This is a genomic window from Mycobacterium sp., assembly GCF_965229105.1.
Lineage (GTDB): Bacteria > Actinomycetota > Actinomycetes > Mycobacteriales > Mycobacteriaceae > Mycobacterium.
The window spans coordinates 4293070-4318920 of sequence record NZ_OZ245858.1; the positions used below are offsets into that span (position 1 = coordinate 4293070).

Genomic DNA, 25851 nt, shown 5'->3' on the forward strand with positions numbered 1-25851 from the left:
GCCGCGCCTTTCGCCGTAGAGGTTTTCGACTTACAATCGAAAACATGGTTCATATTAGCACCGCGCACGAGGTGCTCGCCGTGGTCTTCCAGGTTCGCGGCCTCAACACCACGAAGCCGCAGCTCAACGTGCTGCTCTGGCAGCGAGCCCAGGAACCGCAACGCGGCGCGTGGTCACTGCCTGGCGGCAGCCTGCGGCACGACGAAGACATGACGAGTTCAGTTCGTCGACAACTTGCCGAGAAGGTCGATCTGCGCGAGATCGCACACCTCGAGCAGTTAGCGGTGTTCTCCGACCCCGACCGGGTGCCCGCAACCCGAACCATCGCGTCGACCTTCCTGGGCCTGGTGCCCTCCCCCGCTACCCCGGAGTTACCGCCCGACACCCGCTGGCATCCGGTGAACGCGTTACCGCCGATGGCCTTCGACCACGGCCCGATGGTGACGCACGCACGCGCGCGGCTGGTCGCGAAACTGTCCTATACGAATATCGGATTTGCCTTGGCGCCAAGAGAATTCGTGGTCTCGACACTGCGCGATATCTACGGTGCCGCACTGGACTACCAGGTCGACGCGACCAATCTGCAGCGTGTCCTGCAACGTCGTGGCGTCATCACCCGAACGGGCAACACCGCCCAGTCGGGCCGCAGTGGCGGGCGGCCCGCAGCCGTTTTTCGTTTCACCGACTCCCGGTTGCGTGTCACTGATGAGTTTGCCGCACTCCGTCCACCAAGCTGACCAAGTTTGGTTTTTAAGGGATCGTTAAGAGACAATGACCTTTTTACGGCGGAGGTAACTCGCATGGACATCGGCAGCGCAGCCACATCGACCGGCGCCGAATGGATCGGCAGACCGGCCCACGAAGCGCTGCAGGGCAAGGTCCGCCCCACGCTGCCCGCCGATGACCCGTTCTATCAGCCGCCCGCCGGGTTTGAGCACGCCGAACCTGGCACGGTGTTGCGCTCACGCGATGTCGAGCTGGCGTTTCTCGGTTTCATTCCGCAGCGATTCGCAGCCACCCAGCTGCTGTACCGAACCACCGACATGCACGGCGCGCCTGAGGCCACGGTGACGACGGTGCTGGTGCCGGCCGAGCGAACCCCAGAAACACCCTGCCCCATCGTGTCCTACCAGTGCGCCATCGACGCCGTCGCGGACCGCTGCTTCCCGTCCTACGCCCTGCGCCGCGGCGCGCGGGCGGTCGGTGCTCTGGCCCAGTTCGAGCTACTGCTGGTCGCCGCCGCATTGGCCGAGGGCTGGGCGGTGTCGATACCCGATCATGAAGGCCTCGGCGGTATGTGGGGTGCTCCCTACGAACCCGGCTACCGCGTGCTCGACGGCATTCGGGCCGCGTTGAGCTCCGAACGGGTGCAGCTGTCACCGGATACCTCGGTCGGGCTGTGGGGCTACTCCGGTGGCGGTTTGGCGACGGCCTGGGCGGCCGAAGTGGCCGGGACCTACGCCCCTGAGCTCAATGTCGTCGGCGCCGTGCTCGGCTCCCCCGTCGGCGATCTCGGCAGTACCTTTCGCAGGCTCAACGGGACCTTCTACTCCGGCTTGCCTGCCTTGGTGGTCGCCGCGCTGGCGCATATCTACCCCGACCTCGACCAGGTGATCAATGAGCACGTCACCGTCGAAGGCCGAGCGCTGCTGAATCAGCTGGAGACGATGACCACCATGGCGGCGGTGATCCGGATGGTCGGCAAGGACATGGGATCGATGGTCGATCTGCCGCTGGAACAGATCCTCGACACCCCCGCGGTCCAGCACGTCTTCGCCGATATCAAACTCGGCACCGCAGCGCCGAAACCGCCCGTGCTGATCGTGCAGGCCGTGCACGACCGGATTGTGTCGGTGGCCGATATCGACGCGCTGGCAGCGACCTACACCGAGGGCGGCGCCGAGGTCACCTATCACCGCGACCGGTTCAGCGAACACATGCTGCTGCATCCGATGTCCGCGCCGATGACGCTGCGCTGGTTGCGGGACCGGTTCGCCGGCCGCCCGCTACGCGATCACGTGGTCCGGACCACGTGGCCCACCCTGCTCAATCCATCCACCTACCGCGGAATGGCCCGCCTGGCGCTGATCAGCGCCAAGGTACTCAGCGGCCGCCGGGTGGAACGCACCCCGTTGTCCAGCCTGGACCAGTAGGTCCTAACTGGGCGTCGCGGTCTCGTCGGGCGGCACCAACACCGGCACCGGTGCCGGCCGTGGCGAGGCGTCCACCGGCGGGTAACCGCCAAGATCGTCGCGCGCGGTCGAGACTGCGAACAATGCATACACCAGTGCTGCGGCGGCCGCGGGCACCAACAGCGTGGTCGCCATCTGCCACGGCGAGTGACCGAAAAACACCGATGATGCCTCGGTGAAGTAGTAGAGCTTGTTCTCCGGTGTGACAGGCGCCGTCTCGACGTTGACGATGTCGTAGCGGGACCGCACCAGCAACGCACCCACCGTGGTGGCGATCCCTGCGGCAATGACGGCTCCGACCGCGAGAGCCAAGGCCACCACCGGTCCGCGGTGTGCACGCCACTGCCAGACGAGTACGGCGGCCACCACCGCCACCACGCCGAGCATGCCGAGCATCATGAAGGCGGCGACGAAGAAGTGGTCGGCCTCATTACCGAGGTAGGCGTGGACGCGATTACCGCTTTTGGTCAGCGCCACCACGCCGTGTACCGGCGGCGCGATCCACGCCCACAGCACACCGACCACCACGCCGGCCACAGCGAGCCCCGCAACGACCGTCAACGCTGCTCGCCCACGGGAGATCCGCGACGGTGATTCGACCTGATACTCCGTGTGCGTCAGCTGCGTCATCTCTGGGCCTCCAGATCCTTCGAATCGACCATGCCGTGCCGGGAGCATTTCGCCCACCACCCGTCAGGGCGCACCTGAACGATCATCCGGCGGCCACATTCGGCGCAGAACCGGGGTGGTTCCAGCCCGAGTTGAGCCGCCGCGGGCACCACACCACCCGCAGGCGCACCGGTGTACACGTTGAAGAGGCCGGCTCCGACAGGAGAGGGCAGCTGCTGAACCATCACGTGCCCTTTTTACAGACGGCGGGTCACAGGCTCGCGTTAAGGGCCTTGATCGGCATCTGGAGATCGTCGAGCAGCTCAAGGTCGGCCTCGGCGGGACGGCCGAGAGTAGTCAGGTAGTTCCCGACGATCACCGCGTTGATACCACCGAGGATGCCCCGTTTGGCCCCCAGATCGCCCAGCGTGATCTCGCGACCGCCGGCAAAGCGCAGCATGGTGCGCGGTAGCGCCAATCGGAACGCGGCGACAGCCTTGAGCGCCTCCGAGGCGGGCAGCACCTCAAGATCGCCGAACGGCGTGCCCGGCCGGGGGTTGAGGAAGTTCAACGGAACCTCGTGGGGGTTCAATTCGGCCAGGTTGGCGGCGAATTCTGCGCGCTGTTCCAATGTTTCGCCCATGCCGAGGATGCCGCCGCAGCAGACCTCCATACCGGCTTCGCGCACCATCTCCAGCGTGCCCCAGCGCTCCTCCCACGTATGGGTGGTGACGACGTTGGGGAAGTACGACTGCGCGGTCTCCAGGTTGTGGTTGTAGCGATGCACGCCCATGGCAGCAAGGCGCTCCACCTGCTCCTGGGTCAACATGCCCAGCGAGCACGCGATCTGGATATCGACCTCGTTGCGGATGGCTTCGATACCCGCGGCGACCTGAGCCAGCAGACGCTCGTCGGGACCGCGGACCGCGGCGACGATGCAGAATTCGGTGGCCCCGGACTTGGCGGTCTGCTTGGCAGCCTCGACCAGGCTCGGGATATCGAGCCACGCACTGCGCACTGGAGACGCGAAAAGGCCTGACTGCGAACAGAAGTGGCAGTCCTCGGGGCAGCCGCCGGTCTTCAGGCTGATGATGCCCTCGACCTCGACCTCGGGGCCGCACCACCGCATCCGCACCTCGTGGGCCAGCGCCAGCAGATCTTCGAGCCGGTCATCGGGCAGCTGCAGAACAGCCAACACCTGATCCTGGGTCAAGCCTTCGCCACGCTCGAGCACCTGCTCACGCGCCAGACCCAAAACGTCGGTACCGCTGATCGCCGACTGCGTCACTGGCGAACTCCAATCTGCATGTGCGTGCGAATCCGTACTTGAACGGTGTTCAGGTTATGGTAGCGGCGTGCCACAGCACAAACGCGACCCCAACGGCGAAATCGCCAGTCGAATCATCGCGAAGGCAACCGAGATCCTGGACAACTACGGGATCGCCGACCTGACGATGCGCCGACTGGCCCGCGAGCTCGACGTCACCGCAGGATCGCTGTACTGGCATTTCGCCGATAAGCAGCACCTGCTGGGCGCGGTCGCCGACGAAGTACTACGGCCTGCCTGTGTGCCCGCGCACACAACCGGCTGGCAGAACCGGATCACCGAAGCGGCGCAGCGGTTACGTGATGCGCTGCTCTCCCATACCGACGGCGCCGAACTGGTGTCGGCCAGCTTTGCGGCCGGGAAGTCCCACGGCATGCGTCACATCCTGGCCGTGCTCGCCGACGCCACTGTCGAGGCGGGCGTCGTCCCGGAGAACGCCGAGCTGGCGGCCCGCACGATCATCTACTACGTCCTCGGCTTCACCGCCGACGAGCAGTCCCGGCTGCAGTGGGACGCTGCCGGCGCGTTGGAACCCGAGCGCTCACTGCTGGACCCGGCGGGCCCGCGGGGCACAGAACAGGGCGCCGCGTTCGGATTTGGGCTGACGGTATTGGTCGACGGCCTGTCGGTACAGGCCCGGCACCTCAGCTGATCAGGGCGTGCTCGACGCGTTGATCGCCATCCCAGCGCCGCAGCGCGACACATCGGCCGGCCAGGTCGCCAGTGGGCAGGACCGCCAATGCGTCGCCCAGTTGCGCAGCGCTGAGCCGTCGCCCCAGCGTGGCGTGCGGTGTCCACCGCCCGGGAACGGTATGCGACGCCGGGCCAGGTGACATATGGGGCAGGCAGAGTTGGTGCACCTGCTGCTGCAGAGTCAGCAGCGCGGCCGACGGAACGATCAGCCGCGCCAACGTGAATCGTCCCGTCCCGAACACCAGCGGCGCCCCGACGGTGCAGTCCAGCGGCAGCAGATCTGCGAGTGCGCTCAACGCATCGTCGACGTCAGGCGCGATGGTGTCGGCGACCGCCAGCGTGATGTGGGGGCGATTGCTCGGGGCGGTGTGCTGGGCCTGGCTGGGCAGCCCCGCCTGCGCCAGGACGTCCCACGCCCGGCGCACGGCGGCATCGGTCTCGACGTCGAAGAGCAGCTCGACCGAATGCGCCATCTCAGCCAGCCAAAGTCGAGACCCATTCGGGGTCGAACGCCGGACGGCTCAACGTCGCGAAATCGGCCGACGACAGCGATCCGGCGCCAGCAGGGAGCGCCGCTCGCACCGTTGCCAGTTCAGCCAGTGCACCACGGTTGGACACCTCGGCGGCCCCTGGCTGGGCAGGCCAGCTGCCGATGATCAGCCCGGCGCACGAAATCCCCTTGGCGGCAAGCGCTTCCAGGGTCAGCATGGTGTAGTTCAAGGTGCCGAGTTCCGGTCCGACCACCACTAGGACGGGGGCGGACAGCTCGACCGCGAGGTCACGCAACGTCAAACCATCGGCACCCAATTCGACGAGCAGCCCACCGGCACCCTCGACCAGGGTGAGCCGGCCCGGCGCATCGGCCCGGCGGATCTCAGCCAGCAGTTCGTCGCGTGTCGGCAGGGGTAATCCCGCAGCCTTGGCCGCTGCGACGGGTGCCAGCGGCTCGGGATAACGCGCCGAGCCGCTGAGTGCTGTCACGCCGGACAGTCGGCCGACCTCGGCCAGGTCGTCGTCGCCGTTCGCCGTGCCCGTCTGCACGGGTTTACAGACTGCGATGTCCAAACCCGCCAGTCTGGCGTGGCAGGCCAGCGCCGCGGTGGCGACCGTCTTACCGACGCCGGTGCCGGTGCCGGTGACCAAGACGGTGCTCATCGCGCCGAAGCTCCCGCCCGCGCAATACCGAGCACCTCGGCGAATACCTCTCGGGACAGCGACATTTCGTCATCGGTCAGCGAGGCGCGTGCGGTCAGCCGCAGCCGCGACGTCCCTGCCGGCACCGTCGGCGGCCGGAAACATCCCACCCGGACACCGCGCTCCAGGCACGCGGCCGCGGCGGCCAATGCCACTTCCGGCGCGCCGAGAATCACCGAAACCACTGAGGAATCCGGCTGTTCGGCGACATCACACATCTCCGCGAGTTCCTTGGCGCGCTGCAGGACCGCTTCGGCGCGCCACGGTTCGGCGGCCAGCACCCGCAGCGCGGCCAGCGCGGCACCGACCGCGGCAGGTGCCAGCCCGGTATCGAAGATGAAGGTTCGCGCGGCGTCGATCAGATGGTCGCGAACGGCCGCCGAACCGAGGACGGCGCCACCCTGGCTGCCCAGCCCCTTGGACAACGTCGTCGTCACCACCACATCGGGTGCGCCCGCCAGACCCACCTCGTGCACCAGACCGCGACCACCGGAACCCCGGACACCGAGACCATGCGCCTCGTCCACCAGCAGAACCGCCCCGTATCGGCGGCACGTGTCGTGCAACCGCTGCAGCGGGGCCAGCGTGCCCTCGGCGGAGAACACCGAATCGGTGATGACCAGCGCCCGCTCCTCGTCGCGATTGGCCAGTGCTGTCCCGACCGCGTCGACATCGGCATGCGGTGTCACCACGACGCGGCCGCGAGAAAGCCGGCAGCCATCGACCAGCGAGGCATGCGAGAACGCGTCCGAAACCACCAACGAGCCGGGTCCCGAAAGTGCGACGACCGCGCCGAGATTGGCAGCGTACCCCGAGGCAAATACCAAAGCCGCTGGCGCGCCCATGAATTCGGCCAGTTCGACCTCGAACTGCTGATGCAGCTCGGTATCGCCGGTGACCAGGCGCGAGCCGGTGGATCCCGCGCCCCAGGTGCGCAACGCGCTCACCCCGCCATCGATGACAGCCGGGTGTTGCCCCAGGCCCAGATAGTCGTTGGAGGCGAGGTCTACGTCGGCGGCGCCGGGTCGGCGCGGGTTCAGCGAGCGCCGCAGTCCCGCCGCTCGGCGCTGCGCCGCGACGTCCTCCAGCCACGCGAGTGGCGATTCAACGGCGCGGGTCACCGGCCTACTCCCAACCATGCGGCATCACTTGAACACCGTTCAGGTTAACGCTTCAGGTCAACGCTTTGGCAATTGACCGGCAATCGCCACCATCGCCGAGGTGATCTGGTCGATCTCCTCCGGTGGACAGATGTAGGGCGGCATCGCGTAGATCAGGTTGCGAAACGGCCGCAGCCACACACCGTTGTCCAGCCCGGCAGGAGTCGCCACCGCGAGATCGACAGGTTCCTCCATCTCGATGACGCCGATAGCGCCGCACACCCGGACATCGGCGACCCCGGGCAGCGCCCTGGCCGGTTCGAGCCCCGCGCGCAGCCCGGTGCTGATCTCGGCGATGCGGGTCCGCCAGTCCTGGGCCAGCAGCACCTCGACGCTGGCCACCGATACCGCGCAGGCCAGCGCATTGGCCATGAACGTCGGGCCGTGCATCAGTGCACCCGCCTCGGAGTTGCTGATCACGTGCGCGATCTCAGCGGTGCACAGCGTCGCGGCAAGGGTGACATAGCCGCCGGTCAGCGCCTTGCCGACACACATGATGTCCGGGCAGACGCCAGCGTGGTCGGCGGCGAAAAGTTCACCGGTGCGGCCGAACCCGGTGGCGATCTCGTCGAAGATCAGCAACACGTCGTGGCGATCGCAGATCGCGCGCAGATCGCTCAGGTACCGCGGGTCGTGGAACCGCATGCCGCCGGCACCCTGGACGACGGGTTCGACCACGACAGCGGCCACGTCGTCGGCGTGCGCTGTGAGAATCGTCTCGAACTCCGCGCTGTAGGCCGGGTCGTAGGCGGTCGGCACTTGGGGGGCGAAAACCTGAGCAGCCAACACTGAGTTTTCCCCGGTCCACAGTTCGTGCATCCCGCCCTCGGGGTCGCACACACTCATCGGAGTGAACGTGTCGCCGTGGTAGCCGCCGCGCCAGGTCATCAACCGGTGCTTACCGCCCAGGCCCCGGCTGCGCTGGTACTGCAAGGCCATCTTCACGGCGACCTCCACCGACACCGAGCCGGAGTCGCTGAAGAACACCGTCTCCAGACCTTCCGGGGTGATCTCGACGAGCAGCTGGGCCAGCCTGGCCGCCGGTTCGTGCGTCAACCCGCCGAACATCACGTGGTTGAGCACCGAGAGCTGCCGGGTCAGCGCCGCATCCAGGACGGGGTGCCCGTGCCCGTGCACAGCCGTCCACCACGAGCTCATCGCGTCGAGAACACGAACCTCCCCGCCGTCACGGATCACCGTCAACCAGGCGCCCTTGGCGGCGACCGCCACCACCGGCGGCAGGGAACCGGGCGCCCCGATCGTGCTGTAGGGGTGCCATACATGTGCGGCATCGATAGCGCTGATTTGCACGGGGGTTAGGGACGGGGACAACCCGGACTGCGCCGACACGGAGTCAGAGCCTAGTGCGGTGCGGGGGTTCGCTGGACTTTTGCTCGGCAGGAGACGTCCAGCCTGATTGGGTAGATTGTCTCTCGACCATGATGTTCTTGACTCCCACCCGGCCGGCGCCAGCAACCGTTCCGGCTCCTGCCGATGCCCCCGCGATGGGCTCCAGAAAAGCCGGGTTCTACCGTCACGATCTCGATGGCCTCCGCGGGGTCGCCATCGCGCTGGTTGCTGTCTTCCATATCTGGTTCGGCCGGGTTTCCGGTGGTGTCGACGTTTTCCTGGTCCTGTCCGGATTCTTCTTCGGCGGTCGATTGCTGCGCAATGCGCTCAACCCGGCAACGTCGCTGTCGCCGGGGCGGGAGGTCGTGCGACTGGTTCGTCGACTGCTGCCCGCTTTGGTTGTGGTGCTGGCCGCCTCGGCGGTTCTGACGATTCTCGTGCAACCGGAGACACGCTGGGAAACGTTTGCCGACCAGAGTCTCGCCAGCCTTGGCTACTACCAGAACTGGGAGCTGGCGGACACCGCGTCGAACTATCTGCGAGCCGGTGAATCTGTCAGTCCGTTGCAACACATCTGGTCGATGTCGGTGCAGGGGCAGTTCTACATCGCCTTGCTGTTGATCGTCGGGTTGTTGGCTGTCGGGCTTGGCAAACCGCTGGGCAAACGTCTGCGCGTCGTGTTCATCACGGTGTTGATCGGACTGACCATCGCCTCGTTCGTCTACGCCATCATCGCGCACCAAGAAAACCAGTCCATCGCGTACTACAACAGCTTTGCGCGAGCCTGGGAGTTGCTGCTCGGAGCGCTCGTCGGCGCGCTGGTGCCCTATGTGCGGTGGCCGATGTGGCTGCGCACCGTGGTCGCGACGGTCGCGTTGGCGGCGATCCTGTCCTGCGGCGCCCTGATCGATGGCGTCGCGGAATTCCCCGGCCCCTGGGCGCTGGTCCCCGTCGGCGCCACCGTGCTGATGATCCTGGCGGCGGCAAACCGTCAGGCCGACCCGCTCACCCGGGATCGGATGCCGTTACCCAACCGGATTCTGGCCATCGCCCCGTTGGTGACACTGGGTGCGATGGCTTATTCGTTGTATCTGTGGCATTGGCCACTACTTATTTTCTGGCTGTCCTTCTCGGGCCACTCGCACGCCACCTTCCTCGACGGCCTTGGCATCCTGGCGGTGTCCGGTCTGTTGGCCTACCTGACGATGCGCTTCGTGGAAGAGCCGTTGCGCTACCGGGGACCAGCGCGGGTGACCACGACGGTGCGGCCGCCCTGGCGGACCAGATGGCGCCGTCCGACCATCGCCCTGGGGTCCGTGGTGGCCCTACTCGGGGTCGCGCTGACGGCCACCTCGTTCACCTGGCGCGAGCATGTCACCGTCCAGCGGGCCAGCGGTAAGGAACTGTCCGGACTGAGCTCGCGCGACTACCCAGGCGCACGCGCCCTGATCAACCAGGCCCGGGTGCCCAAGCTGCCGATGCGTCCGACGGTGCTCGAAGCCAAAGACGATCTGCCGGAATCCACCGCCGACGGTTGCATCAGTGACTTCAACAACGCGGCCCTGATCAACTGCACCTACGGAGACAAGGACGCGGTCCGCACCATTGCGCTGGCCGGCGGGTCACACGCCGAGCACTGGATCACGGCGCTGGATCTGCTCGGCCGGATGAAGCATTTCAAGGTGGTCACCTACCTGAAGATGGGCTGCCCACTGTCGACCGAAACCGTCCCGCTGATCATGGGCAACAACGCCGCCTACCCGCAATGCCACGACTGGGTGAACCAGACGATGGACAAGTTGGTCGCCGACCATCCCGACTATGTCTTCACCACCTCCACCCGGCCGTGGAACATCAAACCCGGTGATGTGATGCCGGCCAGCTACATCGGGATCTGGCAGAAATTCGCCGACAACAACATTCCGGTGCTGGCGATGCGGGACACCCCGTGGCTGGTCAAGGACGGTAAACCCAGCGAAGCCGCAGACTGCCTTGCCGACGGTGGTTCGGCGATCTCGTGCGGGATGAAGCGATCAGATGTCCTGCAGGACCGCAACCCGACACTGGACTTCGTCGCCCAGTTCCCCAACCTCAAGCCACTCGATATGACCGACGCCGTGTGCCGGGCGGACTACTGCCGGGTGGTAGAGGGAAATGTGTTGGTATACCACGATTCTCATCACTTCTCGGCAACGTATATGCGCACCATGACCAACGAGTTGGGCCGACAGATCGGTGCGGCCACGCACTGGTGGTGAGCTGTTGTTCACTGCAGGGGCCGCGACCGAGCGGCCCACGTCGGGCGCCGATAGGGTCAAACAATGTCCTCAAGGTCGTCGTCGAGTGAGCCAGACCGGTTAGCTACGGGGCCGGCGGGCCCCCCTGTCACCACGGTTTGGCCGGGTACCGCCTATCCACTGGGCGCCACCTACGACGGCGCAGGCACCAACTTCTCCCTCTTCTCCGAGGTCGCCGACAAGGTCGAACTGTGTCTGATCGCCAAGGACGGCAGTGAGGCCAGAATCGACCTCGACGAGGTCGACGGTTACGTCTGGCACGCCTACCTACCGACCATCACCCCGGGCCAGCGCTACGGGTTCCGGGTGTACGGGCCGTGGGACCCGCAGGCCGGACACCGCTGCGACCCCAGCAAGCTGCTGCTCGACCCGTACGGCAAGGCGTTCCACGGTGACTTCGATTTCACTCAGGCGCTGTACTCCTATGACCTCGGCGCCGAGGACCTGGCCGCCGGCGGCACACCACCTATGGTGGATTCTCTCGGCCACACGATGGTCAGCGTGGTGATCAACCCCTTCTTCAACTGGGCCTCCGATCGTGCTCCGCGCACCCCGTACCACGAGACGATCATCTACGAGGCGCACGTCAAAGGGATGACCGAAACCCACCCAGGGATCCCAGAAGAGTTGCGCGGAACCTATTCCGGGCTGGGGCATCCGGTCATCATCGATCACCTCAAATCGCTGAACGTCACGGCGATCGAACTGATGCCCGTGCACCAGTTCATGCACGACCATCGACTGGTCGACCTGAAACTGCGCAACTATTGGGGCTACAACACCGTCGGCTTCTTCGCGCCACACTTCCAGTACGCGGCCAGCCCGCACGCCGGCGGTGCGGTCGCCGAATTCAAGGCGATGGTCAAGGCGTTCCACGAAGCAGGTATCGAAGTCATTCTCGACGTGGTCTACAACCACACCGCCGAGGGCAATCACCTGGGGCCCACGATCAACTTCCGCGGTATCGACAACGCCGCGTACTACCGGCTGCTCGACGGCGACCTGAAGCTCTACAAGGATTTCACCGGAACCGGCAACAGCCTCAACGCGCGCCATCCGCACACCCTGCAACTGATCATGGACTCGCTGCGCTACTGGGTCCTGGAAATGCATGTCGACGGTTTCCGCTTCGACCTGGCCTCCACCCTGGCCCGCGAGTTCTACGACGTCGACCGGCTGAGCGCATTTTTCGACCTGGTGCAGCAGGATCCGGTGGTCAGCCAGGTGAAATTGATCGCCGAACCCTGGGATATCGGCGAAGGCGGTTACCAAGTCGGCAACTTCCCTGGTTTGTGGACCGAGTGGAACGGGAAGTATCGGGACACTGTGCGTGATTACTGGCGGGGCGAGCCCGCAACTCTCGGCGAATTCGCCTCCCGGTTGACGGGGTCCTCGGACCTCTACGAAGCCACCGGCCGGCGCCCCGGCGCCAGCATCAATTTCGTTACCGCCCACGACGGTTTCACGCTGAACGACCTGGTGTCGTACAACGAAAAACACAACGAGGCCAACGGCGAAGACAACCGCGACGGCGAGAGTCACAACCGGTCCTGGAACTGCGGTGTCGAAGGACCCACAGACGATCCCGAGGTGGTCGCTCTGCGCGATAAGCAGATGCGCAACATCATCGCCACGCTGATGGTCAGCCAAGGCACCCCGATGATCAGCCACGGCGACGAGATCGGCCGTACGCAGTTGGGCAACAACAATGTGTACTGCCAAGACTCGCCACTGTCGTGGATGGACTGGTCGCTGTGCCAGACCAACGGCGACCTACTCGCCTTCGCCAGGGCTGCCACCAAACTGCGCAGGAAGCACCCGGTTTTCCGGCGTCGGCGGTTCTTCGAAGGTAAGCCCATCCGCACCGCCGACCAGGCCAGGGATATCGCCTGGTTGACCCCGGCGGGCGCGGAGATGACACCAGAAGACTGGGGTTCGGGATTCGGTAAATGCGTCGCGGTGTTCCTCAACGGCGATGCCATTCCCGCGCCCAACGCCCGTGGCGAGCGGGTGACGGACGACTCATTCCTGTTGTGTTTCAACGCCCACGACGAACCCGTTGACTTCGTCACTCCCGACGGTGATTACGCGAAGGAGTGGACGGCCGCGCTGGACACCGCCCAACCGACCGGCGCCAGCGATCTCGTGGTCACCGCCGGCGAAACCGTACCGCTTCAGGCGCGGTCCCTGCTCATACTCCGAAAGACGGCCTGACCCAATGGTTTCCCCCGTGCTGTCGACGTACCGACTGCAAATGCGCGGTGACGCGTTTCGATTCGACGATGCCGTGGCGCTCGTCGACTACCTCGACGACCTCGGCGTCTCACATATCTACCTCTCCCCCATCCTGACGGCGACCGCCGGCTCCACTCATGGTTACGACGTGACCGATCCGACATCGGTATCGGCTGAGCTCGGTGGCCCCGAGGGGTTGGCCACGCTGTCAGCGGCGGCGCGGGCGCGCGGGCTCGGGGTGATCGTGGATATCGTGCCCAACCACGTGGGTGTCGATGATCCCCAGCAGAATCCGTGGTGGTGGGATGTCCTGCGATCCGGCCGGGATTCTGCCTACGCATCGTATTTCGATATCGACTGGTCATTGGATCCAGACGGTCGAATCGTGTTGCCGGTACTGGGTTCTGACGACGACGTCACGGGTTTGACCGTGGACGGCGATATTTTGCGCCTCGGCGATCTGGCATTCCCGATCGCGGCGGGTACCGGTACCGGAAGCGGTTCGGAGGTCCACGATCGTCAGCACTACCGGCTGATCAGTTGGCGGTCCGGTATCTGTGGGTACCGGCGGTTCTTTTCCATCACGTCGCTGGCCGGTCTGCGCCAAGAAGACCCGGCGGTCTTCGACGCCAGCCATATCGAGGTCAAGCGCTGGTTCAGCGAGGGCCTGGTAGACGGTCTGCGCATTGACCATCCGGACGGATTATCCGACCCCGCAGGCTATCTGGGCCTGCTCCGTGAACTCGTCGGGCCGCAGGCCTACATTGTCGTAGAGAAGATTCTGGCCGTCGATGAGGCGCTGGAACTATCACTACCGGTAGACGGCACCACCGGATACGACGCACTACGGGAGGTCGGCGGGGTCTTCGTCGACCCGACCGGCAAGCAGGCGCTGACCGAGCTGGTCGACGCAGCCGGGTTCACCTACTCCGACGTGCCCGCCCTGCTGAGTGAGCTCAAAATCGGGTCCGCCACCGTCACCTTGTCCAGTGAGCTGGCCCGGGTGCACCGCGCGATCGTCGCCGCGGTCGGTGTCGACCATCCGCAGCTGCAGGACGCTGTGGCCGCGCTGCTGACGCACATCGGCGTCTACCGCAGCGACTACCTGGGCCTTTCGGCGCTGATGTCCACCGCGATCGCCGAAACCGTTTCCGATGCACCCGCATTGGCCGAGCCACTGCAGCTGGTGTCGGCGGCACTGGCGGTGGACACCGAAACTGCCGTGCGTATCCAGCAGCTGTGCGGGGCGGTCACCGCGAAATCCATGGAGGACTGCCTGTTCTACCGCGACGCGCGCCTGGTCTCCCTCAACGAGGTCGGTGGCGAACCCGAGCGCTTCGGGGTCAGCGTTGCCGAGTTCCATCAGCGCACCGCTGTCCGGGCCCGGCTGTGGCCCACCGCCATGACGACGTTGACCACCCACGACACCAAGCGCGGGGAGGATGTGCGCGCCAGAATCGGGGTGCTGTCTCAGGTGCCGTCACTGTGGGCGGAGTGGGTTGACGGCTGGGCTCGTCGCCTGCCTGCCGTCGACTCCGCAACGGGATTGTTTCTGTGGCAGAACATCTTCGGTGTGTGGCCCACGGACGGAAAGGTCCAGCCAGAACTGCGTGAGCGTCTGCACGCCTACGCCGAGAAAGCGATCAGAGAAGCGGCCGTGCACACCACGTGGAACGACCCGGACGAGGCGTTCGAGGCCGCCGTTCATACCTGGATCGACGCACTGATCGACGGGCCGGTGGCCACCGAGCTGACCGCACTGGTGGGCAAGTTGGACCGGCATGCCCAGGGCGACGCACTCGGCCAGAAGCTGTTCGCGCTCACCGTCCCCGGCGTGCCCGATGTGTATCAGGGCACCGAGCTGTGGGAGGACAGCCTGGTCGACCCCGATAACCGTCGCCCGGTCGACTACGCGGCCCGCCGCGCCGCCTTGGCAAACCTGAGCCATCCGAAGATCCGGGTGACCCGGGAGGCACTGCAATTGCGTCGACGCCGACCCGACACCTTCTTGACCGGTGGCTATACCCCCGTGTTCGCACAGGGTGCCGCCGCTCAGCACGTGGTCTCCTTCCTGCGTGGCGAGGATGTGCTGGTAGTCGCCAGTCGCTGGACCACCCGTCTGGATGAAACTGGTTGGGGTGACACATCATTGCAGCTGCCTGGCGGCGGCTGGACAGACCTGCTGACCGGTGCGGTGTACACCGGACCAGTGCTACTGGGCGACCTTTTAGATGAACTTCCCGTCGCACTTTTGGAGCGGTCCGATGCCTGAGCACGAATTCGCGGTGTGGGCCCCCAAGCCTGAACTGGTACGGCTGGACGTCGCAGGCACACTGCACCCGATGACGCGTGATGCCGGCGGCTGGTGGCGCGCAGTCGTCGATGTCGCACCCGATGCCCGCTACGGTTTCGTACTCGATGACAACCCGAAGGTGCTCCCCGATCCACGCTCAGCCCGTCAGCCTGATGGGGTGCATGAGCGCTCCCAGTTGTGGGACGCCGCCTCAGCGGCCTGGACCGACAGCGACTGGCAGGGCAAATCCAGTGCGGGCGCGGCCATTTACGAGCTGCACATCGGCACGTTCACCCCGACGGGGACTCTGGACTCCGCCATCGAACGGCTGGCCTATCTGGTCGATCTCGGTGTGGACTTCGTAGAACTGATGCCCGTCAACGCCTTCGGTGGTACCAGAGGCTGGGGCTATGACGGCGTGCTCTGGTACGCCGTGCACGAGCCGTACGGCGGACCAGAGGCCTTGGTCAGATTCATCGACGCCTGCCACCAGCACGGCCTGGGCGTGCTCATCGACGCGGTCTTCAACCACCTGGGACCGTCTGGAAACTACCTGCCACAATTCGGGCCGTACCTGTCCTCGGCCAGTAATCCGTGGGGCGAGGGCATCAACATCGCCGACGCCGACTCCGATGAGGTGCGCCGATACATCATCGACTGTGCCTTGCGGTGGATGCGAGATTTCCACGCCGACGGTCTGCGCCTCGACGCGGTGCATGCCCTCGTCGACACCACGGCGTTCCACATCCTTGAGGAGCTGGGCACCGAAACCGAGGAACTTTCAGCACACGTCGGCCGTCCGTTGTCGTTGATCGCCGAGACCGACCGCAACGATCCCCGCCTCATCACCCCTCGTGAACGAGGTGGCTACGGGATGACCGCACAGTGGGACGACGATATCCACCATGCGCTGCACACCGCGGTGTCCGGCGAACGGCAGGGCTACTACTCCGATTTCGGTTCCGTGGAGACACTGGCGCACACCCTCAAGAACGGATATTTCCACGCCGGCACCTACTCGTCGTTCCGTCGCCGCCGCCACGGTCGGCCCCTGGATACCGCGACGATTCCCGGCTCCCGCCTGCTGGCGTACACCACCACCCACGACCAGGTCGGGAACCGCGCCGTCGGGGATCGTCCGTCGGCGTACCTGAGCACCGGCCAGTTGGCTGTGAGTGCGGCGCTGGCACTGCTCACCCCTTTCACCGCAATGGTTTTCATGGGTGAGGAGTGGGCTGCCTCCGCACCATTCCAGTTCTTCAGCTCCCATCCCGAACCCGAGCTCGCCGAGGCCACCCGCAACGGCCGCAAAGCCGAGTTCGCCGAACATGGCTGGGACGCCGATGATGTGCCCGACCCGCAGGATCCGCAGACCTTCGAGGCATCCAAGCTGGACTGGTCCGAAGTCGAGACCGGTACACATGGCGAACTGCACGGGCTCTACCGAGAACTGCTCACGCTGCGGCGCACCGAACCCGATCTCGCGGATTTCTGGTTGGACCACATGACCGTCGACTTCAGCGAGGACGAGCGGTGGATCGTGTGGCAACGCGGCGCGCTGGCCGTGGCCTGCAATCTCGGTGAGGCCCCAGCATCAGTCCCGGTGACCGGCGACGTCGTCCTCGGTTGGGGCACACCGGCTGTCGGGGAACACGAGACCACACTGCCGGGTCAGTCCTTCACGGTCCTGCGCACGTAACCTCGCCTCGGCGGGGCTGTGGACAACGGAATACGCCGTGGCACAGAGTTGGCCATGATGCCCGGTATGGCCAGTCCCTATCGCCCACCGCCCATCGAAACCGCCGAAGACCCGGTGCATTCCACCGTCGACCTGTGCCGCCGCTGGCAAGCCCTGATGGGCCCGCTCGGCTTCGGCGAACGGTTGCTGTGGTTCACCCTGATCGGCTCCGACCGCTGCCTGATCAAAGTGCTGCATCAAATCGTGATCCCGGCCTCGCCACAGGATCGCCACGGCGAGGAGCTCTTCGACATGCTGCGTGGAGTGCTCGACGCGTTCGAACCCGGCGCCACCGTGGCGCTACTGTTGACTCGCCCCGGGTTCGGTCCGCTATCCAACGCCGATAAGCGTTGGGCGACAATGCTTACCGATACCGCAGCCCGATTCAAAATCCCGCTCGAACCGATCTTCCGCGCCAATAGCACCGCCGTCGTGCACGTTCCGCCGAACCTGTTGGCGTCAGGCTGACATGCGCGTCAGGTCAGGTAGCGGTAGACCGGCGAGTCCGGCTCGAGGGTTTCGACGTGCATATCGGAGGCCGCCATCCGCGCTTGAAGGCCATCGAGATCGGCGGCTGAGCCAAGCTCAATCCCCACCAGCGCCTCCCCCGTCTCCCGGTTGTTGCGCTTGACGTACTCGAACAGCGTGACATCGTCATTCGGGCCGAGCACTTCGTCGAGGAAGCGGCGCAACGCACCCGGCTCCTGCGGAAAGTCGACGAGGAAATAATGCTTGAGACCCAGGTGCACCAGCGAACGCTCGAGCACCTCGCCGTAGCGGGACACATCGTTGTTGCCACCCGAGATCAGACAGACCACCGTCGAACCGGGCGCAATATCGGCCTCGAGAAGACCCGCTACCGACAACGCGCCTGCGGGCTCGGCGATGATGCCCTCGTTCTGATAGAGGTCGAGCATCGCGGTGCAGACCGCGCCCTCGTCCACCGTGGTGATCGACACCATGTCACCGGCGGAAGCCAACGCCGCGAACGGCAGCGCACCGGCGCGGGCCACAGCAGCCCCGTCGACAAACTGATCGACATCGCGCAGCGTCACCGGCTCACCCTCGGCCAGTGCAGCGACCATTGCGGCCGCGCCCGCCGGTTCGACACCGAGCACGGCCGTTCCGGTGGTCCGCGAGGCCAGATACGTGGTGATCCCGCTGATACATCCGCCGCCTCCCACCGGGACGATCACCAGGTCGGGCTCCCGTTCGAGTTGGTTGAGCAGTTCGACGGCAATGGTGCCCTGCCCGGCCATCGTCCGCAGGTCGTCATACGGCGGCACCAGGGTGGCGCCAGTGCGCGCGACGTCATCACGGGCGGCTTCGGCCGCCAGGTCGTACGTGGCCCCACCGACGATCAACTCGATGAACTCGCCGCCGTGGTAGCGGATCCGGTCACGCTTCTGTTTGGGTGTCTTCGCCGGCACGTACACCCGGCCGTGGATGCCCATCGAGCGGCAGGCCAGCGCGAAACCCTGGGCGTGATTGCCTGCCGATGAGCAGACGACGCCGGCAGCAATCTCGTCGGGCGTGAGCTGCATCAGCAGGTTGTAGGCGCCGCGGAGCTTGTAGGACCGCACGACCTGCAGGTCTTCCCGCTTGAGGAAAACCTGGGCGCCGACGGCCTGCGACAGCCGGTCGCTGTACTGCAACGGGCTCTGGGTGACCGCACCCGAAATTCGCTCAGCCGCCGCGTCAATGTCGGCCGCGGTCAGCGGCGACACGGGCATGGGCCTATTGCTCAGTTCAGCGGACACCGGTCAATGGTGCCACCTGCCCCGGGACGGGCGGTGAGAAGGCTCAGCTCACCGGCGTCAGGACGAACACCGGGATCTCCCGGTCGGTCTTGGTCTGGTAGTCGGCGTAGTCCGGCCACGTCGCTACGGCACGCTCCCACCAGAGGGCCTTCTCGTCCCCGAACACCTCGCGGGACTGATAATCCTTGGTGCTCTCGCCGTCTTGCAGTTCGACCTGCGGGTTCGCCTTGATGTTGTAGTACCAGACGGGGTTCTTCGGCGCGCCGCCCAACGAGGCCACCACGGCGTACTCGCCATCATGCTCAACCCGCATCAAGGGTGTCTTGCGGATCTTGCCCGATTTGGCGCCGATCGTGGTCAGCAGGATGACCGGACGGCCCTTCAATTCGGTGCCGGCGGTGCCGCCGGAAGCCATGTAGGTTTCGGCGTTTTCCCGAGCCCAGTCCGACGTGCTGGGCTCATAATCTCCAGTAAGAGGCATGAATCGAGCTTAGGTCGGCTATCGGAAATTGATGTGCCTGATTCGTGGTTTCGGCTAGCCGAAAACTTCATTACGAGCTATCGTCGTTCTATGACCACCGCCCAGCAGTTCCGGTCAGCCGTCGCCCAGCCCAATGACGGCATCGAGATCGCCGGCGTGGAGTGGCCCACCTACAAGGTGCTGGCCCTCGTGCTCGGCTTCTTGGTCCTGGTCGTGGTGGGCACCGTCACCACCAGCGCAGGGCCTGCAGTCCTCGCCGGCGCGGGCGCTGCCACGGTCGTCTGGCTCGGCCTCGGCATTTTCCACCGCGAACGCTGACCCCGGTTCCTGCGCTGATCGCGCCGTTCACTGAGTTATCCCCACTTGGAGTTTCGTCCACAATCTCGGTTTTTTGGGTTGTTGGTCGAACGGGTGTTCGAATAGTTTTGGGGGATGGATCCGTCATCAGCCCAGGAGTGTGTGGTCGCCGCTCTGAATGCGGTTGATGACGCGTATGCGGTGTTGCGGTCGACCCCGACGGATCTGGTGGGGCACGCGTTTCGGGTAGAAGTTGCCGCCCGGTTGGAAACCCAGGAGCGGTTGAACCGGGGTTTGTCGTATCGGATGGTCGGGGAACTGTTCGACCCACCCGATGAAGCGGCGAGGCCGGGGATCAAGGAGCGGTTGGCGACGCTGCTGCGGGTGTCGCGGGGCGAGGTGGGCCGCCGGGCGACGGTGGCCGCCCGGATTGGTCCGCGACGCACCCTGGCTGGGGAGGTGCTGGCCCCGGAGTTACCGCGACTGGCCGAGGCGGTGGCCGCCGGGCAGGTGGGTGAGGACCATATCGGCGCGGTGTTGTCGGCGTTGAACCGGTTACCGAGCGTGGTCAGTGCCGCGGACCGGGGGTGGGCGGAGAAGAAACTCGTCCAGCACGCTGTCACACAGGATTCGGCGTTCGTGGCGGCAGTCGGTAGGGCGATCGATACCAAGCTCAACCCGGATGGGCATTTTGATGACCGGGACCGGGCCGCCCGCCGGGGGCTCACGATGGGCCGCCAAGGCCCCGACGGGATGAGCACACTGTCCGGGCATCTGACTCCGGAGGCGCGGGCCTATTTCGAGGCGATCAGTGCCGCGGTACGGCCCGGGCATCACCTACCGGGCTCAGCCCAGAGCGTGGTCGATGCCGCCACCGACACCCGCACACCAGCACAGCGCTGCCATGACGCATTCACCTGGGGCATGCGGACCGCGCTGGAATCCGGGAGTTTGGGTCAGCACCGCGGGTTGCCGGTGACGGTGATCGTGACGACGACGCTGGAGGCGGTGCAGCAGGCCGCCCAGGCCGCAACCGACCCGTCGATACCGATGCCGGCGCCGGCGGTGACCGGAGGCGGGTCCAGCTTGCCGATGCGCGATTTTCTCCGGATGGCATCCGGGGCGATCCCGTTTTTGGCGGTGTTCGACGGCCATTCGAATCGGCCGTTGTATTTGGCTCGGGGGCAGCGGTTGGCCACGGCGGATCAGCGAATCATCTGTTATGCCCGCGACCGAGGCTGTACGGGCCCGAATTGCACGGTGCCTGGGTATGGCTGCGAGGTGCATCATGCCCCGGCCTGGGTTCCCGGCGGCCCCGGTAACGCCAACGCACTGTTCTTCGCCTGCCCGCCGACCAATCAGGCCGAGGCCCGCGGCGAGTACACCTCGACCGTCACCGACGAAGGACGGCTGGCCTGGACCGACGGCACCAGCCCACCCCAAGTCAACCGACTACACCACCCCGAAGAACTCCTCGCCGATCCCCAAGACGAGCAGACCGGCGAGGACGACCCCTAATCCTCGAGCAGTCCGCGCAGCGTCTGCAGATCCCGCTCGACGGCCGCGGCGTCGTCGTCGAATTCCTGATCGGTCATGCCAGGACGGCGCCGCACAGTGAACACCACCTCACAACGTCGCGGCCCACTCCCTGCGGGCAGCACTCGCATCGGGTTGTAGAACGCCGTACCGTCCGGCAGTCGCACCACGTGATCGAGCACGCCGAAGGTATTCGTGGGCACGAACTCGAACCCCACGTCCGCCAGGTCAAGACCCACCACCCATCTGCTCAGATTGGCGGGATCGGCCGTGAATTGATAAACAACCGACGGTGACGCGTCGATCCACGCGCTCACGTGTCGAGATTCATCCAGGAAACTGCCAAACGTGTCCTCACCCATGACAGCTATTTTCGCGCACACACTGAGCTGATGACAGGCAATCCTGAGCCGTATACGCCGGTGGAACAGTTCATGCGCCGCGCCGAACACATCGCATCCGACGCCGAGCATCTCGTCCCGTCCTGGCTCAAGCCTGGAACGCCGGAGAGCCGGCTACCGGTGCTGCTCGCCCTGGTCGCGGCGATCGTCTTGCAACGCGCCATCCCCGTGCAGTACACCGTCGTGCCCCGCTGGCCGCTGGTCGCCATGGAGTTGCTCCTGCTGATCGTGCTGTTGGCGATCAACCCGGTACGGCTGTCACGACGCACGACCGTCGGCAAATGGGTCAGCTTCGCGCTGACCGCGGCGATTACCGTCGACAACACCGCCTCGGCGATCATCCTGGACTACCGCATCCTGGCCGGCGAGGTGAGCAACGACGCCAAGACCCTGCTGGGCAGCGGTGCGGCGATCTTCATCACCAACGTCATCGCGTTCGGAATCTGGTACTGGGAACTCGATCGCGGCGGCCCATTCGCCCGGATCGACGGCGATAAGCCGTACCCGGACTTCCTTTTTCCGCAGATGTCGGACCCGACGAATGCCAAACCCGGTTGGCGGCCCATCTTCGTCGACTATCTCTACGTCAGCTTCACCAACGTCGTGGCGTTCTCCCCCACCGACACCATGCCGCTATCGCGGTGGGCCAAACTGATGATGACGGTGCAGTCGCTGGTGGCACTGTCGACGTTGGGCCTGGTATTCGCCAGGGCCGTCAACGTTTTGGGCTAACCGCCGAGGCAGCCCGGCCCGAGCAGCGCCTTGAGGTCACCCATCAACGCCGAAGAATGGGTCACACGCAGGGACTGATCGAGTTCGAGCGTGGTGATGCGGTCACCGCTGATCAACCTCAGATGTACCTGCGAGGTACCGGGATGACGGGCCAACACCTGTTTGAGCGCAGTGACCTTGTCCATCGTGCACTGGCGCGTAGGCAGACTGACCGCCAACGGGCGATCTACCTGCGCACTGGAAAAGTCCGGCACCACAAGATCATTGGCGATCAGCGAGATACGGTCATCACGGATCGCCACCTTGGCACTGACCAGTACGACGACGTCATCAGCGATCTCGGCGCCGTGCAGTGAATAGGTCTGCGGGAAGAACAACACCTCGATACCGCCGGTGAGATCTTCGATCTGCGCTGAGGCCCAAGGCATCCCGTTCTTGTTGACCCGGCGGTTCACCGAGGCCAGGATGCCACCCACCTTGACCTGGGTGTCATTGGCGACGTCACCCGCCAAGATGGCGGGGATCTGGGTATCGACCTGGGCGGTCAGCAGGTGTGCGATCCCATTGAGCGGATGCCCGGAAACATAGAGCCCCAGCATCTCCCGCTCGAGGGCGAGTTTGTGCTTATCGTCCCACTCGTCGTCGGGCACCTTGATGGTGAAGACCGAATCCACCCCGGAGTCGACGCTGTCATCCGACCCGAACAGGTCGAACTGACCCATCGCCTCGGCCTTCTTGGTGCCGAGCACCGAGTCGACCGCATCGGTGTGCACGAGGAACAGGCCCTTGCGGGGATGATGGAGCGAATCGAACGCGCCCGATTTGATCAGCGACTCGGTGACTTTCTTGTTGCACGCCGCGATGTCGATCTTGTTGAGATAGTCGGAGAAGTCGGTGTACTTACCCTTGTCGGTGCGCGAATTAATCAGCGAGGCAACGACATTGGCACCAACGTTGCGCACGGCCCCGAGGCCGTAGCGGATATCCTCACCCACCGAGGCGAAGTTGAGTTCAGATTCGTTGACATCGGGCGGTAGCACCGTGATGCCCAGTCGGCGGCAATCGGCCAGGTAGATCGCGGCCTTGTCCTTGTCATCACCAACCGAGGTCAGCAGCCCGGCCATGTATTCGGCGGGAAAGTTGGCCTTGAGGTATGCGGTCCAATAGGACACCAGGCCGTACCCGGCGGCGTGCGATTTGTTGAACGCGTAGTCGGCGAAGGGCAGCACGGTATCCCACAGCGCCTTGACTGCCGGCGCGGTGAATCCGTTACCCTTCATGCCCTCGGCGAAGCCTTCGTACTCCTTGTCGAGCACTTCACGCTTCTTCTTACCCATGGCTTTTCGCAGAATGTCTGCTCGGGCGAGCGAGTAGCCGGCCACCTTCTGCGCGATGCGCATGATCTGCTCTTGGTAGACGATCAGACCGTAGGTTTCGGAGAGGATCTCCTGCAGCGGCCCTTCCAGCTCTGGATGGATCGGTTTGATGGCCTGGCGGTCGTTCTTGCGGTCGGCGTAATCGTTGTGGGCGTTGACGCCCATCGGACCCGGGCGGTACAGCGCGATGACGGCGACAACGTCCTCGAAACCGGTGGGCTGCATCTTGCGCAGCAGATCCCGCATCGGTCCGCCGTCCAACTGGAACACACCGAGGGTGTCACCGCGGCCCAACAGTTCGAAAGTGGCCGGATCGTCGAGCGGAATCTCGTCGAGGTCGAGGTCGATTCCCCTGTTGGACTTGATGTTCTCGATCGCGTCACCGATGATCGTCAGGTTTCGCAGCCCGAGGAAGTCCATCTTGAGCAGGCCGATGGCCTCACATGACGGGTAATCCCAGCCGGTGATCACCGCGCCGTCCTGCGGCCGTCGCCACAGCGGGATCGCATCGATCAGCGGCTCGGAGCTCATGATGACCGCGCACGCGTGCACACCGGCGTTGCGGACCAGACCCTCCAGCCCGCGTGCCGTCTGGTAGATGGTGCGGACATCCGGATCGGTGTCGATCAGGCTGCGGACCTCGGAGGCCTCTTTGTACCGCTCATGCGTCGGATCGGTAATTCCCGAGAGCGGGATGTCCTTGGCCATGATGGGCGGCGGCAGCGCCTTGGTGATCCGGTCTGCGATGGCGTACCCAGGCTGGCCGTAATGCACCCGTGCCGAATCCTTCAGTGCGGCTTTGGTCTTGATGGTGCCGAACGTGATGACCTGGGCAACCCGGTCACTGCCCCATTTGTTGGCCGCATAGCGGAGCATCTCACCGCGGCGACGGTCGTCGAAGTCGATATCGATATCGGGCATCGATGCGCGCTCGGGATTGAGGAACCGTTCGAACAGCAATCCGTATTTGATGGGATCGATGTTGGTGATCCCCATGGCATAGGCCACCAGCGACCCGGCGGCCGAACCGCGGCCGGGCCCGACGCGGATATCCACCGAGCGCGCGTAGTTGATCAGGTCGGCGACGATGAGGAAGTAGGACGGATAGCCCTTATCGCAGATGACCTGAATCTCGTACGCGGCGCGATCGGAGTACTCCTGCGGGACGGCGGCCGGAAAGCGTCGCCGCAGACCCGCATCCACCTCGTGAGTCAGCCAGGACGACTGGTCATGGCCATCGGGCACCGGGAAAATCGGCATCCGGTCCTGCGGCTTCCAGACATCGGCATAAGACTGCACCCGCTCGGCGATGAGCAGGGTGCTGTCACACGCTTCCGGAATCTCGGCCCACATCTGCCGCATATCGGCGGCCGACTTCAGGTAGTAGCCGTCGCCGTCGAACTTGAACCGGTTGGGATCCGAGAGCGTCTTCCCGGTCTGGATACACAACAGCGCCTCGTGGTTGAGCGAGGCGTCACGCGTGACGTAGTGACAGTCGTTGGTGGCCAAGGGCGGGATGCCGAGTTTCTTACCGACCTCCAGCAACCCGTCGCGGACCCGGCGTTCGATGGACAACCCGTGATCCATCAGCTCCAGGAAATAGTTCTCGGGCCCGAAGATCTCCCGCCATTTGGCGGCCGACTCCAGCGCCTCCCTGTCATGACCGAGCCGCAGCCGGGTCTGAACTTCGCCGGATGGGCAGCCCGTGGTGGCGATGATGCCTGTGGAATGTTCGGCGATGATCTCGGCGTCCATCCGCGACCACTTGCCCAGCTGCCCCTCGAAGGAGGCCAGCGACGAAAGTTTGAACAGATTCCGCAGGCCGGTGGCGTTCTCGGCGACCATCGTCATGTGCGTATAGGAACCGCTGCCCGAGACGTCGTCGCTCTTTTGTCCCGGATCACCCCACAGGATGCGTTTGGTGTCGAAACGGGAGCCGGGCGCGATATAGGCCTCGACACCGATGATCGGGGTGATCCCCACATCGGTGGCTTTGGTGTAGAACTCGCTGGCGCCGAACATGTTTCCGTGGTCGGTCATCCCGATCGCGGGCATCTCCAGCCGCTGGGCCTCGGCGAGCATCGGACCGATCTTCGCGGCACCATCGAGCATCGAGTACTCGGTGTGATTATGCAGATGCACGAAGGAGCCTGAATTACCCATAGGCCCGACAGTCTAGG

Annotated in this window: 22 protein-coding genes; 11 read left to right on the forward strand and 11 right to left on the reverse strand. The window is 65.1% G+C overall.

Going from position 1 to position 25851, the window contains the following annotated elements:
- Window positions 1-44: 44 nt before the first annotated feature.
- Both ADBZ9O_RS20005 and ADBZ9O_RS20010 read left to right on the forward strand, forming a co-directional pair.
- A complete protein-coding gene (locus ADBZ9O_RS20005) occupies window positions 45-737 on the forward strand; it encodes an NUDIX domain-containing protein (RefSeq protein ID WP_526524680.1) in 693 nt (230 codons plus the stop codon).
- Window positions 738-800: 63 nt separating this feature from the next.
- Window positions 801-2153, forward strand: a complete 1353-nt coding sequence (locus ADBZ9O_RS20010; RefSeq protein WP_526524681.1) for a lipase family protein — start codon at window positions 801-803, stop codon at window positions 2151-2153.
- A 3-nt stretch (window positions 2154-2156) separates the two neighbouring features.
- Here the strand turns inward: ADBZ9O_RS20010 and ADBZ9O_RS20015 are convergent, their stop codons facing one another.
- Genes ADBZ9O_RS20015 through bioB form a run of 3 tightly spaced genes read right to left on the reverse strand, consistent with a single transcriptional unit; the run spans window position 2157 to window position 4074 of the window.
- Window positions 2157-2822, reverse strand: a complete 666-nt coding sequence (locus tag ADBZ9O_RS20015) for a DUF2567 domain-containing protein (RefSeq protein WP_526524682.1) — start codon at window positions 2820-2822, stop codon at window positions 2157-2159.
- On the reverse strand, window positions 2819-3046 hold the full coding sequence (bsaP, locus tag ADBZ9O_RS20020) for a biotin synthase auxiliary protein BsaP (RefSeq protein ID WP_526533312.1): 228 nt from the start codon (window positions 3044-3046) through the stop codon (window positions 2819-2821). The genes ADBZ9O_RS20015 and bsaP overlap by 4 nt, the downstream gene beginning before the upstream one ends.
- A 26-nt stretch (window positions 3047-3072) precedes the next feature.
- Window positions 3073-4074, reverse strand: coding sequence for a biotin synthase BioB (gene bioB, locus ADBZ9O_RS20025; protein ID WP_526533314.1), 1002 nt, complete (start codon window positions 4072-4074; stop codon window positions 3073-3075).
- A gap of 82 nt (window positions 4075-4156) precedes the next feature.
- On the opposite strand from bioB, the gene ADBZ9O_RS20030 reads away from it, so the two are divergent.
- On the forward strand, window positions 4157-4780 hold the full coding sequence (locus ADBZ9O_RS20030; RefSeq protein WP_526524683.1) for a TetR/AcrR family transcriptional regulator: 624 nt from the start codon (window positions 4157-4159) through the stop codon (window positions 4778-4780).
- On the opposite strand, the gene ADBZ9O_RS20035 is transcribed toward ADBZ9O_RS20030, so the two are convergent.
- Genes ADBZ9O_RS20035 through bioA form a run of 4 tightly spaced genes read right to left on the reverse strand, consistent with a single transcriptional unit; the run spans window position 4773 to window position 8507 of the window.
- On the reverse strand, window positions 4773-5294 hold the full coding sequence (locus tag ADBZ9O_RS20035; RefSeq protein ID WP_526524684.1) for a 2'-5' RNA ligase family protein: 522 nt from the start codon (window positions 5292-5294) through the stop codon (window positions 4773-4775). The two genes, ADBZ9O_RS20030 and ADBZ9O_RS20035, sit on opposite strands and share 8 nt — an antisense overlap.
- A 1-nt stretch (window position 5295) precedes the next feature.
- Window positions 5296-5976 carry a dethiobiotin synthase gene (gene bioD / locus ADBZ9O_RS20040; protein WP_526524685.1) on the reverse strand — a complete coding sequence of 227 codons (681 nt, stop codon included), beginning with the start codon at window positions 5974-5976 and terminating at the stop codon, window positions 5296-5298.
- A complete protein-coding gene (gene bioF / locus ADBZ9O_RS20045; RefSeq protein WP_526524686.1) occupies window positions 5973-7136 on the reverse strand; it encodes an 8-amino-7-oxononanoate synthase in 1164 nt (387 codons plus the stop codon). The genes bioD and bioF overlap by 4 nt, the downstream gene beginning before the upstream one ends.
- Window positions 7137-7193: 57 nt before the next feature.
- Window positions 7194-8507, reverse strand: a complete 1314-nt coding sequence (gene bioA, locus ADBZ9O_RS20050) for an adenosylmethionine--8-amino-7-oxononanoate transaminase (protein ID WP_526533316.1) — start codon at window positions 8505-8507, stop codon at window positions 7194-7196.
- A 107-nt stretch (window positions 8508-8614) separates the two neighbouring features.
- On the opposite strand from bioA, the gene sucT reads away from it, so the two are divergent.
- From sucT to ADBZ9O_RS20075, 5 genes are all read left to right on the forward strand, one after another.
- Window positions 8615-10783, forward strand: a complete 2169-nt coding sequence (sucT, locus tag ADBZ9O_RS20055) for an acetyltransferase SucT (RefSeq protein ID WP_526524687.1) — start codon at window positions 8615-8617, stop codon at window positions 10781-10783.
- Window positions 10784-10846: 63 nt separating this feature from the next.
- Entirely contained in the window at window positions 10847-13036 is a 2190-nt protein-coding gene (gene glgX / locus ADBZ9O_RS20060) for a glycogen debranching protein GlgX (protein ID WP_526524688.1), read from the forward strand.
- 4 nt (window positions 13037-13040) lie between these two features.
- Entirely contained in the window at window positions 13041-15329 is a 2289-nt protein-coding gene (gene treY / locus ADBZ9O_RS20065; RefSeq protein WP_526524689.1) for a malto-oligosyltrehalose synthase, read from the forward strand.
- On the forward strand, window positions 15322-17049 hold the full coding sequence (treZ, locus tag ADBZ9O_RS20070; protein ID WP_526524690.1) for a malto-oligosyltrehalose trehalohydrolase: 1728 nt from the start codon (window positions 15322-15324) through the stop codon (window positions 17047-17049). The genes treY and treZ overlap by 8 nt, the downstream gene beginning before the upstream one ends.
- Window positions 17050-17115: 66 nt before the next feature.
- Window positions 17116-17556: a hypothetical protein gene (locus tag ADBZ9O_RS20075; RefSeq protein WP_526524691.1), complete on the forward strand. Its 441-nt coding sequence runs from the start codon at window positions 17116-17118 to the stop codon at window positions 17554-17556.
- An 8-nt stretch (window positions 17557-17564) separates the two neighbouring features.
- On the opposite strand, the gene ilvA is transcribed toward ADBZ9O_RS20075, so the two are convergent.
- Both ilvA and ADBZ9O_RS20085 read right to left on the reverse strand, forming a co-directional pair.
- Window positions 17565-18848, reverse strand: coding sequence for a threonine ammonia-lyase IlvA (gene ilvA / locus ADBZ9O_RS20080; protein WP_526524692.1), 1284 nt, complete (start codon window positions 18846-18848; stop codon window positions 17565-17567).
- A 43-nt stretch (window positions 18849-18891) separates the two neighbouring features.
- A complete protein-coding gene (locus ADBZ9O_RS20085; protein WP_526524693.1) occupies window positions 18892-19329 on the reverse strand; it encodes a nitroreductase family deazaflavin-dependent oxidoreductase in 438 nt (145 codons plus the stop codon).
- Window positions 19330-19419: 90 nt separating this feature from the next.
- On the opposite strand from ADBZ9O_RS20085, the gene ADBZ9O_RS20090 reads away from it, so the two are divergent.
- The gene (locus ADBZ9O_RS20090) at window positions 19420-19647 is read left to right on the forward strand and encodes a hypothetical protein (RefSeq protein ID WP_526524694.1); all 228 of its coding nucleotides are present in this window, start codon (window positions 19420-19422) and stop codon (window positions 19645-19647) included.
- A gap of 114 nt (window positions 19648-19761) precedes the next feature.
- A complete protein-coding gene (locus ADBZ9O_RS20095; protein ID WP_526524695.1) occupies window positions 19762-21144 on the forward strand; it encodes a DUF222 domain-containing protein in 1383 nt (460 codons plus the stop codon).
- On the opposite strand, the gene ADBZ9O_RS20100 is transcribed toward ADBZ9O_RS20095, so the two are convergent.
- Window positions 21141-21524, reverse strand: coding sequence for an SRPBCC family protein (locus ADBZ9O_RS20100; protein ID WP_526524696.1), 384 nt, complete (start codon window positions 21522-21524; stop codon window positions 21141-21143). The two genes, ADBZ9O_RS20095 and ADBZ9O_RS20100, sit on opposite strands and share 4 nt — an antisense overlap.
- A 72-nt stretch (window positions 21525-21596) precedes the next feature.
- On the opposite strand from ADBZ9O_RS20100, the gene ADBZ9O_RS20105 reads away from it, so the two are divergent.
- Window positions 21597-22295, forward strand: a complete 699-nt coding sequence (locus tag ADBZ9O_RS20105) for a hypothetical protein (RefSeq protein ID WP_526533318.1) — start codon at window positions 21597-21599, stop codon at window positions 22293-22295.
- Here ADBZ9O_RS20105 and dnaE read toward each other — a convergent pair.
- Window positions 22292-25834: a DNA polymerase III subunit alpha gene (dnaE, locus tag ADBZ9O_RS20110; RefSeq protein ID WP_526524697.1), complete on the reverse strand. Its 3543-nt coding sequence runs from the start codon at window positions 25832-25834 to the stop codon at window positions 22292-22294. The two genes, ADBZ9O_RS20105 and dnaE, sit on opposite strands and share 4 nt — an antisense overlap.
- Window positions 25835-25851: the final 17 nt, after the last annotated feature.

What these genes read in the sequence shown, in the direction of transcription:
- ADBZ9O_RS20005 (WP_526524680.1), top strand. Translation starts at nt 45, where the DNA reads ATGGTTCATATTAGCACCGCGCACGAGGTGCTCGCCGTGGTCTTCCAG.
- ADBZ9O_RS20010 (WP_526524681.1), top strand. Translation starts at nt 801, where the DNA reads ATGGACATCGGCAGCGCAGCCACATCGACCGGCGCCGAATGGATCGGC.
- ADBZ9O_RS20015 (WP_526524682.1), bottom strand. Translation starts at nt 2,822, where the DNA reads ATGACGCAGCTGACGCACACGGAGTATCAGGTCGAATCACCGTCGCGG.
- bsaP (WP_526533312.1), bottom strand. Translation starts at nt 3,046, where the DNA reads ATGGTTCAGCAGCTGCCCTCTCCTGTCGGAGCCGGCCTCTTCAACGTG.
- ADBZ9O_RS20035 (WP_526524684.1), bottom strand. Translation starts at nt 5,294, where the DNA reads ATGGCGCATTCGGTCGAGCTGCTCTTCGACGTCGAGACCGATGCCGCC.
- bioD (WP_526524685.1), bottom strand. Translation starts at nt 5,976, where the DNA reads ATGAGCACCGTCTTGGTCACCGGCACCGGCACCGGCGTCGGTAAGACG.
- sucT (WP_526524687.1), top strand. Translation starts at nt 8,615, where the DNA reads ATGATGTTCTTGACTCCCACCCGGCCGGCGCCAGCAACCGTTCCGGCT.
- glgX (WP_526524688.1), top strand. Translation starts at nt 10,847, where the DNA reads ATGTCCTCAAGGTCGTCGTCGAGTGAGCCAGACCGGTTAGCTACGGGG.
- treY (WP_526524689.1), top strand. Translation starts at nt 13,041, where the DNA reads ATGGTTTCCCCCGTGCTGTCGACGTACCGACTGCAAATGCGCGGTGAC.
- treZ (WP_526524690.1), top strand. Translation starts at nt 15,322, where the DNA reads ATGCCTGAGCACGAATTCGCGGTGTGGGCCCCCAAGCCTGAACTGGTA.
- ADBZ9O_RS20075 (WP_526524691.1), top strand. Translation starts at nt 17,116, where the DNA reads ATGGCCAGTCCCTATCGCCCACCGCCCATCGAAACCGCCGAAGACCCG.
- ADBZ9O_RS20085 (WP_526524693.1), bottom strand. Translation starts at nt 19,329, where the DNA reads ATGCCTCTTACTGGAGATTATGAGCCCAGCACGTCGGACTGGGCTCGG.
- ADBZ9O_RS20090 (WP_526524694.1), top strand. Translation starts at nt 19,420, where the DNA reads ATGACCACCGCCCAGCAGTTCCGGTCAGCCGTCGCCCAGCCCAATGAC.
- ADBZ9O_RS20095 (WP_526524695.1), top strand. Translation starts at nt 19,762, where the DNA reads ATGGATCCGTCATCAGCCCAGGAGTGTGTGGTCGCCGCTCTGAATGCG.
- ADBZ9O_RS20100 (WP_526524696.1), bottom strand. Translation starts at nt 21,524, where the DNA reads ATGGGTGAGGACACGTTTGGCAGTTTCCTGGATGAATCTCGACACGTG.
- ADBZ9O_RS20105 (WP_526533318.1), top strand. Translation starts at nt 21,597, where the DNA reads ATGCGCCGCGCCGAACACATCGCATCCGACGCCGAGCATCTCGTCCCG.
- dnaE (WP_526524697.1), bottom strand. Translation starts at nt 25,834, where the DNA reads ATGGGTAATTCAGGCTCCTTCGTGCATCTGCATAATCACACCGAGTAC.